Annotated in this window: 11 protein-coding genes; 6 read left to right on the top strand and 5 right to left on the bottom strand. The window is 60.9% G+C overall.

Going from position 1 to position 12,128, the window contains the following annotated elements; all coding sequences use genetic code 11:
* Nucleotides 1-116: 116 nt before the first annotated feature.
* The 3 genes from AC3ZU9_RS20115 to AC3ZU9_RS20105 are packed head-to-tail and all read right to left on the bottom strand — an operon-like array spanning nucleotide 117 to nucleotide 2,796.
* The gene (locus tag AC3ZU9_RS20115; protein WP_093544357.1) at nucleotides 117-884 is read right to left on the bottom strand and encodes a heme ABC transporter ATP-binding protein; all 768 of its coding nucleotides are present in this window, start codon (nucleotides 882-884) and stop codon (nucleotides 117-119) included.
* A complete protein-coding gene (locus tag AC3ZU9_RS20110; RefSeq protein WP_122810724.1) occupies nucleotides 884-1,921 on the bottom strand; it encodes a FecCD family ABC transporter permease in 1,038 nt (345 codons plus the stop codon). The genes AC3ZU9_RS20115 and AC3ZU9_RS20110 overlap by 1 nt, the downstream gene beginning before the upstream one ends.
* Nucleotides 1,918-2,796: a heme/hemin ABC transporter substrate-binding protein gene (locus tag AC3ZU9_RS20105; protein WP_490091225.1), complete on the bottom strand. Its 879-nt coding sequence runs from the start codon at nucleotides 2,794-2,796 to the stop codon at nucleotides 1,918-1,920. The genes AC3ZU9_RS20110 and AC3ZU9_RS20105 overlap by 4 nt, the downstream gene beginning before the upstream one ends.
* Nucleotides 2,797-2,952: 156 nt before the next feature.
* On the opposite strand from AC3ZU9_RS20105, the gene AC3ZU9_RS20100 reads away from it, so the two are divergent.
* Nucleotides 2,953-3,270, top strand: coding sequence for a Rieske (2Fe-2S) protein (locus tag AC3ZU9_RS20100; protein ID WP_046034296.1), 318 nt, complete (start codon nucleotides 2,953-2,955; stop codon nucleotides 3,268-3,270).
* Here AC3ZU9_RS20100 and sfsA read toward each other — a convergent pair.
* Entirely contained in the window at nucleotides 3,267-3,977 is a 711-nt protein-coding gene (gene sfsA / locus AC3ZU9_RS20095; protein ID WP_015885899.1) for a DNA/RNA nuclease SfsA, read from the bottom strand. The genes AC3ZU9_RS20100 and sfsA overlap by 4 nt on opposite strands.
* The gene (locus AC3ZU9_RS20090) at nucleotides 3,977-5,149 is read right to left on the bottom strand and encodes a pyridoxal phosphate-dependent aminotransferase (RefSeq protein WP_015885900.1); all 1,173 of its coding nucleotides are present in this window, start codon (nucleotides 5,147-5,149) and stop codon (nucleotides 3,977-3,979) included. Before AC3ZU9_RS20090 ends, sfsA begins: the two co-directional genes overlap by 1 nt.
* A 319-nt stretch (nucleotides 5,150-5,468) precedes the next feature.
* Between AC3ZU9_RS20090 and dksA the strand changes: the two genes are divergently transcribed.
* From dksA to AC3ZU9_RS20065, 5 genes are all read left to right on the top strand, one after another.
* Nucleotides 5,469-5,909: an RNA polymerase-binding protein DksA gene (gene dksA, locus AC3ZU9_RS20085; RefSeq protein WP_026083092.1), complete on the top strand. Its 441-nt coding sequence runs from the start codon at nucleotides 5,469-5,471 to the stop codon at nucleotides 5,907-5,909.
* Nucleotides 5,910-5,993: 84 nt separating this feature from the next.
* Nucleotides 5,994-6,881: a tRNA glutamyl-Q(34) synthetase GluQRS gene (gene gluQRS / locus AC3ZU9_RS20080; protein ID WP_015885902.1), complete on the top strand. Its 888-nt coding sequence runs from the start codon at nucleotides 5,994-5,996 to the stop codon at nucleotides 6,879-6,881.
* A gap of 62 nt (nucleotides 6,882-6,943) precedes the next feature.
* Nucleotides 6,944-7,120: a hypothetical protein gene (locus tag AC3ZU9_RS20075; protein ID WP_003176118.1), complete on the top strand. Its 177-nt coding sequence runs from the start codon at nucleotides 6,944-6,946 to the stop codon at nucleotides 7,118-7,120.
* A complete protein-coding gene (locus AC3ZU9_RS20070) occupies nucleotides 7,104-10,058 on the top strand; it encodes a sensor histidine kinase (protein WP_015885903.1) in 2,955 nt (984 codons plus the stop codon). Before AC3ZU9_RS20075 ends, AC3ZU9_RS20070 begins: the two co-directional genes overlap by 17 nt.
* A 22-nt stretch (nucleotides 10,059-10,080) precedes the next feature.
* Nucleotides 10,081-11,511, top strand: a complete 1,431-nt coding sequence (locus tag AC3ZU9_RS20065; RefSeq protein ID WP_015885904.1) for a sigma-54-dependent transcriptional regulator — start codon at nucleotides 10,081-10,083, stop codon at nucleotides 11,509-11,511.
* The last annotated feature ends 617 nt before the right edge of the window (nucleotides 11,512-12,128 follow it).

Below are 12,128 nucleotides of genomic sequence, written 5' to 3'. Positions count from 1 at the left end.
GTTCGGACTCTCAGATTATCTCCTCATCAGGCTAATCACGGTTATTTGACCCGGCTCTTGCCGGGTCTTTTTTTGCCCGTAAAACGCTATCGGTACAAAGCCGCCCACACTGCATTTCAGCGGGCAATGATCAACGGATGCCCACGCTCCGGATGAGGCTGCACAAGCACATCCAAACCAAACACAGCTTTCAACGGCGCCGGCTGCATCACCTGCGCCGGCGCACCCAAGACATGCGGGCGCCCTGCCTCCAGCAGCAGGATCCGATCACAATAACGCGCCGCCAGGTTCAAGTCGTGAAGGATCACCAACACCGCCGCCCCTCGATCGGCAAAAGTGCGAATGGCCTGCAAGGTTGTGTGCTGGTGCAAGGGGTCCAGCATTGACGTCGGCTCATCCAGCAGCAACGTCTGCCCAGCCTCGCCCGGCCATAACTGCGCCAGCACCCGCGCCAGATGCACCCGTTGACGCTCTCCGCCGGACAGCGCCAGGTAGCTGCGACCGCTCAGGTGGCCGACATCTGCCGCCTGTAGGGCTGCCTCGATAATCGCGTCATCACGCACGCGCCCGGTCTGGTGTGGCAAGCGCCCCATGCCGACAACCTCTTCAACACGGAAAGCGAAGTCCAGCGTCGAACTTTGCGGCAATACCGCCAGGCGTTGCGCCCGTTGCGCGCCACTCCACTCGCTCAACGGGCGCTGGTCCAACCACACGTTGCCGTGGTCAGGAGGCAACTCGCCGCACAATCCGCCGAGCAACGTACTCTTGCCCGCACCATTGGGGCCCAGGACCCCGAGCACCTCGCCCGGCAACAGATCGAGGGTGACGCCTGCCAATACGGTTGTACGACCGCGACGGATCTGCAGGTCTTCCACACGCAACATCAGGCACGCCCCCGCAACAACAGATAAAGAAAAAATGGCGCGCCGATAAATGCGGTCACAATACCGATCGGCAATTCAGCCGGTGCCAAGGCCAAGCGCGCGACCAGATCGGCAAACAGCAGCAGGCTCGCCCCCGCCAGGACCGAAGCCGGTAGCAGCACACGATGATCCGGCCCCGCCAGCAAACGCACCAGATGTGGCACCACCAGCCCCACAAAACCAATCATGCCCGCAGCGGCCACGGCGGCTCCCACGCCTAACGCCGTGCAGAAGACCAACTCGCGCTTAAGCCTTTCTACATCGATACCTAAGTGATTGGCCTCTGATTCACCGAGTAGCAGCGCGTTCAGCGCTTTGGCTCGACGCGGCAACCACAGCGCGACACCCGCGCTTACCAGCAACAGGGGCCATAACCGCGAATAGCTGGCGCCGTTGAGGCTGCCCAGGTTCCAGAACGTCAGGGTGCGCAAGGTGGCGTCGTCGGCCAGGTAGGTAAACAGTCCTACCGCCGAGCTGGCGAGGGCTGTAAGGGCGATGCCGGCCAGCAACATGGTCGCGACATGGGTCTGGCCGTTGCGCCGCCCTAGTCGATAGACCAGTGCAGTGACACCCAAGCCGCCAAGGAATGCGCATAGCGACAACACATAGGGCCCGAATGCATCCGGCAAACCGCCGAAAAACGAACCCCCTACAATCGCCACCGCCGCCCCCAGCGCGGCACCGCTGGAAACCCCGACCAACCCCGGATCAGCCAAGGGGTTGCGAAACAGCCCCTGCATCGCCACGCCCGACAAGGCCAACACGCCGCCGACCGCCAACCCCAGCAGCGTGCGCGGCAAACGGATCTGCCCCAGGATCAGCTCAGCCTGCTCCAGCCCTTGGGCCTCGATCGGCACGCCCATCCACCGCAACGCAGCCCTGAGCGTATCCAGCAAGGGCAGGCTGACTGGCCCCAGCGCCAGCGAGAGCCAAATAGCGAATACACACAGCAGCGCCAACCCCACAAACAGCGTCTTCGGTTTAACCGGAGTGGTCATAGGGCTGGCTTGACCAGGGACGGATAAAACCCGGCGGACAGGTCCGCGAGGCTTTGTGGCAGGCGCGGCCCAAGCCCACCGACCAGCAAGGTGGGATCGACCTCAAACACTCGCCCGCTTTTGGCCGCTGGCGTGGAAGCCAGGATCGGGTTCTCCTTGAACAGTGCGGCACGCGCCGCCTCACCGGTCAGGGCACGATCAGCAAACACCAGCACATCCGGGCTCAACCCTGCCAACGACTCCACCGAAAACGGCTTGTAGCCAGTATGGGTCGCCAGGTTGCGCCCGCCAGCCTGCTGCAACATCCAGTCAGCCGCCGTGTCTTTGCCCGCGATCAGCGGCTTGCCGCCTGCATGACCGAGCAACAGCAACACGCCTGGCGCCTTTTGGGTCGATTGGGCCTTGCTTACCCAGCGCTTTTGCTGATCCAACGCCTGCTCATATCCGGTAAACAATTCGTTGGCTTTGGCCTCATTGCCCAGCAACGTGCCCAAGTGCTGAAGGTTACCTTTCAGCGTGGGCAGGTCCGGCTGCGCCGAGAACATTTCCACCTGCACACCCGCGTTGCGAATCTGCGCCAGCACGGGCGGCGGCCCCATTTCTTCAGTACCGACCAGCACCTGCGGGCGCAAACTCAGAATGCCTTCCGCAGACAACTGCCGCTGATAGCCAATGCTCGGCAACGCCTTGAGAGACTCCGGATGCTGACTGGTGGTATCCACACCCACCAATTTCGACTCACCGCCCAGGGCCGTCACCCATTCCGACAGCGCCCCGCCGGCACTCACCCAGCGTTGTGGCAGTTCGGAGGCTTGAGCCCCGTGGTTGACCAGCAATCCGACAACAAGCGCAATAGCGCTGGTACTCAGGCGCATAACAGGGTTTCCTTGCAAAGGCGGGGCCGCTCAAGCACTCATCGATGAGGCAGATAACGCCCGCCTGGCATCGCATTGAGCGCCCGCTCAGCTAACGGGCGAAGCCGGCATTTGATAATTGTTTGCATTTGAACGTCAAGGCACTTAAGGATTGAAATGAAGTTTCTCTGCCCCTCCGAAACCCTCGCGCCTAACTGCAGCCTCGGTTTTGATATCGACGGCTGCAAGGTGTTGGCGGTGCGTCGGGACGGTGTAGCCTACTTCTACATCAACCGTTGCCCCCATCGCGGCATTTCGCTGGAATGGCAACCCGACCAGTTTCTCGACGCCAGCGCCAGTTTGATCCAGTGCGCCACCCACGGCGCCCTGTTCCTGATCGAGAGCGGCGAGTGCATCGCCGGCCCTTGCGCCGGGCAAAGCCTTACCGCCCTGCCCGGCCGCGAAGATGACCAGGGCCTGTGGGTGGCGCTCTAGTCGAGCAGCACGTCCAGCCGCCGATCCACACAGATTTCTTCGGAAGTCACCCGCACGCCATACGCCAGCACTTCCACCCCCGCCGACTTGGCTTCACGCAGGGCGGCGGCGTAGGCCGCGTCGATTTCCACCGCCGGGCGCACGGCATCAATGCCCGAGAGATTGACGCAGTACAACTGCACTGCACGCACACCCTGCCGCGCCAGATGGGCCAGCTCGCGCAAATGCTTGGCGCCGCGCTGGGTCACCGCATCAGGGAACGCGGCAACCGCAGAGCCATCAAAGCCCAAGGTCACACTTTTGACTTCGACGTAGGCCGCGCCATCGGGATAGTCCAGACGAAAATCGATGCGGCTTTTCTCCTGGCCGTAAGGCACCTCGCGCTTCAACGCAGTAAAGCCGTTGAGTTCGGTGATGACCCCCGCCAGCAACGCCTCCTCGACCAACTGATTGGCACGCGCGGTGTTCACGCAGGCCAGACGCCCCTGGGGCGTCTCGGCGATTTCCCAGGTACCAGGCAACTTGCGCTTGGGGTCATTGGAGCGACTGAACCAGACCTGCCCACCTTCCACCATGCAATTGAGCATCGAGCCGGTGTTGGGGCAGTGAATGGTGAGCAACTCGCCGGTAACGGTTTCGATATCGGTGAGAAAACGCTTGTAGCGACGAATCAGCCGCGCTTCTTCGAGGGGAGGATTAAAGCGCATCAGCCTTGCCAGCTCCGCAGGCCACGGGCGATTCGCTCCACCGCCTCCTGCAGGCGATCGAGGTTTTGCGTGTAGGCAAAGCGCACATGATGACCGGCTTTAAAGCGGCCAAAATCCAGGCCAGGGGTAAAGGCCACATGCTCGGTTTCGAGGAAGTGACGACAGAATGCGAAGGCATCACCGCCGAACGCGCTGATATCGGCATACAAATAGAACGCCCCTTCCGGCTCGACGGCGATGCCAAACCCCAACTCGCGCAAGGCAGGCAGCAGGAAGTCACGACGACGGCCGAATTCAGCGCGGCGCTCTTCAAGAATGCTCAGGGTTTGCGGGGTGAAACACGCTAGCGCCGCGTGCTGGGCCATGCTTGGCGCACTGATGTAAAGGTTTTGCGCCAGTTTCTCCAACTCCCCCACTGCGGCCGGGGGCGCCACCAGCCACCCCAGGCGCCAGCCGGTCATGCCGAAATACTTGGAAAAACTATTCAGGACAAATGCTTCGTCGTCGACTTCCAGCACGCTGGCCGCGTCCGTGCCGTAGGTGAGGCCATGGTAAATCTCGTCCACCACCAAGTGGCCGTTGCGCGCCTTGATGGCGGCGGAAAGCCCGGCCAATTCGTCACGCGTGAGGATCGTCCCGGTCGGGTTGGCCGGGGACGCCACGAGCGCGCCGACACTGTCTTGATTCCAGTGCTTGGCCACCAGGTCGGCGGTCAACTGGTAGCGCACTTCGGGGCCGACCGGCACCAGTTGGGCCGCGCCCTCCACCAACCGCAGGAAGTGACGATTGCACGGGTAACCGGGGTCTGCGAGCAGCCAATGCTTGCCCGGATCCACCAACAGGCTGCTGGCCAGCAGCAAAGCGCCGGAACCGCCAGGGGTGATCAGGATACGCTCGGGGTCGACGTTCAGCCCGTAGCGCTGCTGATAGAACCCGCTGATGGCCTCGCGCAATTCCGGCAGACCACGGGCCGCGGTGTAGCGGGTCTTGCCGTTGGCCAATGCTGCCTGGCCGGCCTGGATGATGGGCTCGGCAGTGGTGAAATCCGGCTCACCGATTTCCAGGTGGATCACGTCATGGCCGGCGGCTTGCAGCTCATTGGCCCGCGCCAGCAATGCCATGACATGAAAAGGTTCGATGGCGCGACTGCGCGCACTATAGGGCTGAGCCATTAGCCTTCCTTAACGGTAGGGACAAAATCTGGATTCTACCGAACCCTCGCGGGAAAACATGTTCTATTGCCTGCCCGGAGGCATGTGCCGGCCGAGCAAGCGCCTGCAAAACGACTAAAATCAACATTCGAGGCAATGCATACCCAGCAATGGCGGGCTGTCGCAGTTTGCAAGCGATTTGCCATGGGCCTCGACAACCGGGAGTGGCGCACCCCGAATCTATCTGGTAAGTTCGCCCGCTTGCAGCCGCAGGGCCGGCAGGTGTCGGTGACGTTGCAATCCTGCGCAATGGATTAGAAGAGTGAGAGGCGGTCTATTCATGTCCACCCAAGCAAAGCAACAGCAGCAGAGCCTCAGTGGCTTCACACCTTACGTCGAAGCGAAGGGTGAGGAGTACATGGGCAAGCCCATGCGCCAGCACTTCACCAAGATCCTGCAAAAGTGGAAGCAGGACTTGATGCAAGAGGTCGACCGCACCGTTGACCACATGAAGGACGAAGCCGCGAACTTCCCGGACCCGGCCGACCGTGCCAGCCAGGAAGAAGAGTTCGCCCTTGAACTGCGCGCCCGTGATCGCGAACGCAAGCTGATCAAGAAGATCGACAAGACGCTGCAACTGATCGAAGACGAAGAATACGGCTGGTGCGAATCCTGCGGCGTCGAGATTGGTATTCGTCGCCTGGAAGCCCGCCCAACCGCGGACCTGTGCGTAGACTGCAAGACCTTGGCTGAAATCAAGGAAAAACAGGTCGGCAAGTAATCCCTGCCGAACTGAACGAATGGGGCGTGCAAACGCCCCATTTTTGTTTCTGGCGTTTACCGAATTTCCAGTAGTATCCGGCCCATGACAGCCTCTACCTATATCGGGCGTTTCGCCCCCACGCCCAGCGGCCATTTGCATTTTGGCTCCCTGGTCGCCGCCCTCGCCTCCTACCTCGACGCCCGCGCAAACCAAGGCCGCTGGCTGATGCGCATGGAGGACCTTGACCCACCGCGTGAAGAGCCGGGCGCCCAGGCAGCGATCCTCCACGCCTTGGAAGGCTACGGTTTCGAATGGGACGGTGAACTCGTCCGACAAAGCGAGCGGCATGATGCCTACGCCAAAGTGCTGAACGATATGTTCAACCATGGCCTGGCCTACGCGTGCACCTGTTCACGTAAACAGCTGGAACCCTACAACGGTATCTACCCTGGGCTGTGCCGCAATGCAGGGCACGATCAGCAGGATGCCGCCATACGGTTACGCGTTCCGGAGCTGGAATACCACTTTACCGACCGCGTCCAGGGCGAATTCCGACAGCACCTGGGCCGCGATGTAGGCGATTTTGTCATCCGTCGCCGCGACGGCCTGTATGCCTATCAACTGGCCGTGGTCCTCGACGATGCCTGGCAAGGCGTCACCGATATCGTGCGCGGCGCCGACCTGCTCGACTCCACGCCACGCCAGCTCTACCTGCAGGAACTGCTCGGCCTGCGCCAACCGCGCTACCTGCATGTGCCGCTGATCATCCAACCGGACGGCAACAAGTTGGGCAAATCCTACCGTTCCCCGCCGTTGACACCCGACCAGGCCACGCCTTTGCTATTGAGAGCCCTGCGTGCCCTCGGCCAGCAACCCGGCGACGAGTTGCTGCACGCCAGCCCACGGGAACTGCTGGACTGGGGCATCCAGCACTGGGATGCCGGCCGGATACCTCGCACACTCACGCTGGCCGAAGCGCAATTGAGCTGAAGGCGCTTGCAGCTTGCCAGGCATCCGTTACCATCGCCGCAGTTTTTCAATCAGAGGCCAACATGTACATCTATCGATTGGTCCTGCTGCTGGTCGTCGGGATCTACCTGTTTTCTCCCGCCATCATGGATTGGTGGATCGACGCCACGGGCGCCTGGTATCGCCCCTATCTGCTGTGGCTGATCCTGATCGTCGTGACTTTCATCCTGCAGAGCCAAAAAGATGCCGATGAGCTTTAGCCTCACCCAGATGCTGCTGATCAGTGCCGCCTACCTGGCCGCGCTGTTCGGGGTGGCCTGGATCAGTGAGCGCGGAATGATTCCGCGGGCGATCATTCGCCATCCGTTGACCTACACCTTGTCCCTGGGCGTGTACGCCAGTGCCTGGGCGTTCTATGGCACGGTGGGCCTGGCCTATCAATACGGCTATGGCTTTCTTTCCAGTTACCTCGGGGTGTCCGGCGCGTTCCTGCTGGCACCGGTGTTGCTGTACCCGATCCTGAAAATCACCCGTACCTATCAGCTGTCATCCCTGGCCGACCTGTTTGCCTTCCGCTTTCGCAGCACCTGGGCCGGCGCGCTGACCACCATTTTCATGCTGATCGGCGTGTTGCCGTTGCTGGCCCTGCAAATCCAGGCGGTGGCTGACTCCATCAGCATCCTGACCCGTGAGCCGGTGCAGCACCGCGTTGCCCTGGCCTTCTGCGCCTTGATTACGCTGTTCACGATTTTCTTCGGTTCACGCCATATCGCCACTCGCGAGAAACACGAAGGCCTGGTGTTTGCAATTGCCTTCGAGTCCGTGATCAAGCTGATCGCCATCGGCGGTGTCGGCCTTTATGCACTTTACGGCGTGTTCGACGGCCCGCAGCAGCTTGAGCTTTGGTTGCTGCAAAACCAGACCGCCCTCGCCGCCCTGCACACGCCGCTGCAAGAGGGCCCATGGCGCACGCTGCTGCTGGTGTTCTTCGCCTCGGCGATTGTGATGCCACACATGTATCACATGACCTTTACCGAGAACCTCAACCCGCGCTCGCTGGTCAGCGCCAGCTGGGGTTTGCCGCTGTTCCTGCTGTTGATGAGCCTGGCGGTGCCACTGATCCTGTGGGCAGGCCTGAAACTGGGCGCCACCACTAACCCGGAATACTTCACCCTCGGCATCGGCATTGCCGCCAACAGCCCGGCGTTGGCTTTGCTGGCGTACGTCGGTGGTTTGTCAGCCGCTAGCGGGCTGATCATCGTCACGACCCTGGCGCTCTCGGGCATGGCGCTCAACCATCTGGTGCTACCGCTGTACCAGCCGCCGGCCGAGGGCAACATCTACCGCTGGCTGAAATGGACGCGGCGCGCGCTGATCGTCGCGATCATCATGGCCGGCTACGGGTTCTACCTGTTGCTGGGCGCCGGGCAAGACCTGGCCAACCTGGGTATCGTCGCGTTTGTCGCCACCTTGCAGTTCCTGCCGGGCGTGCTGTCGGTGCTGTACTGGCCGACCGCCAATCGCCGTGGCTTTATCGCCGGCTTGCTGGCGGGGATCCTGGTGTGGATCGTGACCATGCTGCTGCCGCTGGTCGGTAATCTGCAGGGCTTCTACATCCCATTGCTGAACATGATCTACGTGCTGGATGACACCAGCTGGCACATGGCGGCGATTGCGTCCCTGGCCGCCAACGTCTTGATGTTCACGCTGATCTCGCTGTTCACCAATGCCAGCCCCGAAGAAACCAGCGCCGCCGAAGCCTGCGCAGTGGACAACGTGCGCCGCCCGCAACGCCGTGAATTGCATGCCGCCTCACCCCAGGAGTTCGCCACGCAACTGGCCAAGCCTTTGGGTGCCAAAGCCGCACAAAAGGAGGTCGAACAAGCGCTGCGCGATCTCTACTTGCCGTTCGACGAGCGGCGCCCTTACGCGCTGCGGCGTCTGCGCGACCGTATCGAAGCCAACCTGTCCGGTTTGATGGGACCCAGTGTGTCCCAGGACATGGTGGAAACTTTCCTGCCCTACAAGGCCGGCGGCGAAAACTACGTGACCGAAGACATCCATTTCATCGAGAGCCGGCTCGAGGATTACCACTCACGCCTCACGGGCCTCGCCGCCGAACTCGATGCACTGCGCCGCTACCACCGCCAGACCCTGCAAGAATTGCCGATGGGCGTGTGCTCGCTGGCCAAGGATCAAGAGATCCTGATGTGGAACAAGGCCATGGAAGAACTCACCGGTATCGCAGCGCAGCGCGTGGTCGGTTCACGCCTCAATACCTTGGGCGATCCGTGGAAAGAATTGCTGCAAGGGTTCATCAATCTGCCCGACGAGCACTTGCACAAGCAGCATCTGGCCCTCGACGGCCAAACCCGTTGGCTCAACCTGCACAAAGCCGCTATCGACGAGCCCCTGGCGCCCGGTAACAGCGGCCTGGTGTTACTGGTGGAAGACCTGACCGAAACCCAGATGCTCGAAGACAAGCTGGTGCATTCCGAGCGTCTGGCCAGCATTGGCCGACTGGCGGCGGGCGTGGCCCATGAAATCGGCAACCCGATCACCGGTATCGCGTGCCTGGCGCAGAACCTGCGCGAAGAGCGCGAGGAAGATGGCGAGATCATCGAGATCAGCGGGCAAATCCTCGAACAGACCAAGCGCGTGTCACGCATCGTGCAGTCGCTGATGAGCTTTGCCCACGCGGGCGGGCATCAGAACCAAGATGAAGCGGTGTGCCTGGCCGAAGTGGCGCAGGATGCCATTGGGCTGCTGGCCTTGAACCGGCGCAATTTCGAAGTACAGTTCTTCAACTTGTGCGACCCCGACCACTGGGTGGACGGCGACTCACAACGCCTGGCCCAAGTGCTGATCAACCTGCTCTCCAACGCCCGCGATGCAACGCCTGCCGGTGGCGCGGTACGCGTCAAGACCGAGGTTTTCGAACATACGGTCGATCTGATCGTCGAAGATGAAGGTAGCGGTATTCCACAGAACATCATGGACCGATTGTTCGAACCCTTCTTCACCACCAAGGACCCAGGTGAAGGTACCGGTCTGGGCCTTGCACTGGTCTATTCCATCGTTGAAGAGCATTATGGACAAATCACCATCGACAGCCCGGCTGACACCGAAAGCCAACGCGGCACCCGTATTCGGGTGACCTTGCCGCGTCATGTCGAAGCGACGTCCGCTGTGAACTGAGACCGTCGAGAGAATTGAATCAATGCCGCACATTTTGATCGTCGAAGACGAAACCATTATCCGCTCTGCCTTGCGTCGCCTGCTTGAACGAAATCAGTACCAGGTCAGCGAAGCCGGCTCGGTGCAGGAAGCCCAGGAGCGTTTCAGCATTCCCACGTTCGACCTGATTGTCAGTGACCTGCGCCTTCCCGGCGCGCCTGGCACCGAGTTGATCAAGCTTGGCCAGGGCACCCCGGTGCTGATCATGACCAGCTACGCCAGCCTGCGCTCGGCGGTGGACTCCATGAAGATGGGCGCGGTGGACTACATCGCCAAGCCTTTCGACCATGACGAGATGCTTCAGGCCGTGGCCCGTATCCTGCGTGACCGCCAGTCGGCCAGCAGTGCGCCCGTTGAGCAACGCCCGGCAGGCAAAGCGGCCGATAAACCAGGCGTCGATAACAGCAACGGCGAGATCGGCATCATCGGCTCCTGCCCACCGATGCAGGACCTCTACAGCAAGATCCGCAAAGTCGCGCCGACCGACTCCAATGTATTGATCCAGGGCGAGTCCGGCACCGGTAAAGAACTGGTGGCCCGCGCCCTGCACAACCTGTCCAAGCGTGCCAAGGCACCGATGATCTCGGTGAACTGCGCGGCGATCCCTGAATCCCTGATCGAGTCCGAACTGTTTGGTCACGAGAAAGGTGCATTCACCGGCGCCAGCGCCGGGCGTGCGGGCCTGGTAGAGGCCGCGGACGGCGGCACGCTGTTCCTCGACGAGATCGGTGAGCTGCCTCTGGAAGCCCAGGCGCGCTTGCTGCGTGTGCTACAGGAAGGTGAGATTCGCCGCGTAGGCTCGGTGCAGTCGCAAAAGGTCGATGTGCGCCTGATCGCGGCCACTCACCGTGACCTGAAGAGCCTGGCCAAAATCGGCCAGTTCCGTGAAGACTTGTACTACCGCCTGCACGTGATCGCGCTCAAGCTGCCAGCCCTGCGTGAACGTGGTGCCGACGTCAACGAGATCGCCAGCGCGTTCCTGCTGCGCCAAAGCGCGCGCATCAACCGTACCGACCTGAAGTTCGCCCCGGACGCCGAGCAGGCCATTCGGCATTACTCGTGGCCGGGTAACGTGCGGGAACTGGAAAATGCGGTCGAACGGGCGGTGATCCTGTCGGAGAGCCCGGAAATTTCCGCCGAGCTGCTGGGTATCGATATCGAGCTCAGTGATCTGGAGGAGGACGATTTCATCGGCCTGGCCCCACAGCACGGCGGCGGCAGCAATACCAGCCATGAGCCAACGGAAGATCTGTCACTGGAAGATTACTTCCAGCATTTTGTCCTGGAACATCAGGACCATATGACCGAGACCGAACTGGCGCGCAAATTGGGCGTGAGCCGCAAATGCTTATGGGAACGCCGCCAGCGCCTGGGTATTCCACGGCGCAAGACCGGTGTGGCCAGCGAGAGTTGAGGGTGCGCCCCCACAGGTAACACCCACAGATGTGAAAAAACTGTTACCGCGGATATTTCGCGTAACAAAAGCCGGGGCTTACGGTAACGAAGCCCCGGCTTTTTTTGGTCCGTCAAAAACCCGAAACCCCCTCAACCCCCCGGTTTTGCTGGGCGACGCAAAAGTTGGCACGCACCCTGCTATATGCTTAGTACAAAAACAATAACAAGCTTTGTACAAGACAATAAAAATAAGACGAATCGACTCACGCATAACAAAAACAACACGGCGGAGGCGCAGCTAACTGATTCTTTTGGAGAGGCGTTGCATTTGGGGCTTGCCCCGCAACCAGGCCGAGAACAACAAAAACTGCCCTAAGGCAGAGCCTGAACTGGTTGGATCGTAGATCAGCAACACAGCGACCAAAGCAATCCGTTTGCTCTTGGCTCCCGATTGGGAGTGCCATGAAGGTGAAGCTTCATGGCGAGGGCGATCAACAAAAACAAGAAGCCCGCAACCCATAATAAAAATAGAGCACGCAACTACTTCTGGGGGAGCTTCGGCTCCCCTTGTAGTTTCCGGGATTTGTCTGGCATGAATCACCGTAAAGGCTTATGGCGCAATGCCCTTAGCTTGTT

It is taken from the genome of Pseudomonas sp. A39 (genome assembly GCF_058145955.1).
This window is presented reverse-complemented; position numbering and strand designations above follow the sequence as displayed.

Bases quoted from the DNA above. Each gene is read 5' to 3' on its own strand.
- AC3ZU9_RS20115 (WP_093544357.1), bottom strand. From the start codon at position 884: ATGTTGCGTGTGGAAGACCTGCAGATCCGTCGCGGTCGTACAACCGTA.
- AC3ZU9_RS20110 (WP_122810724.1), bottom strand. From the start codon at position 1,921: ATGACCACTCCGGTTAAACCGAAGACGCTGTTTGTGGGGTTGGCGCTG.
- AC3ZU9_RS20105 (WP_490091225.1), bottom strand. From the start codon at position 2,796: ATGCGCCTGAGTACCAGCGCTATTGCGCTTGTTGTCGGATTGCTGGTC.
- AC3ZU9_RS20100 (WP_046034296.1), top strand. From the start codon at position 2,953: ATGAAGTTTCTCTGCCCCTCCGAAACCCTCGCGCCTAACTGCAGCCTC.
- sfsA (WP_015885899.1), bottom strand. From the start codon at position 3,977: ATGCGCTTTAATCCTCCCCTCGAAGAAGCGCGGCTGATTCGTCGCTAC.
- AC3ZU9_RS20090 (WP_015885900.1), bottom strand. From the start codon at position 5,149: ATGGCTCAGCCCTATAGTGCGCGCAGTCGCGCCATCGAACCTTTTCAT.
- dksA (WP_026083092.1), top strand. From the start codon at position 5,469: ATGTCCACCCAAGCAAAGCAACAGCAGCAGAGCCTCAGTGGCTTCACA.
- gluQRS (WP_015885902.1), top strand. From the start codon at position 5,994: ATGACAGCCTCTACCTATATCGGGCGTTTCGCCCCCACGCCCAGCGGC.
- AC3ZU9_RS20075 (WP_003176118.1), top strand. From the start codon at position 6,944: ATGTACATCTATCGATTGGTCCTGCTGCTGGTCGTCGGGATCTACCTG.
- AC3ZU9_RS20070 (WP_015885903.1), top strand. From the start codon at position 7,104: ATGCCGATGAGCTTTAGCCTCACCCAGATGCTGCTGATCAGTGCCGCC.
- AC3ZU9_RS20065 (WP_015885904.1), top strand. From the start codon at position 10,081: ATGCCGCACATTTTGATCGTCGAAGACGAAACCATTATCCGCTCTGCC.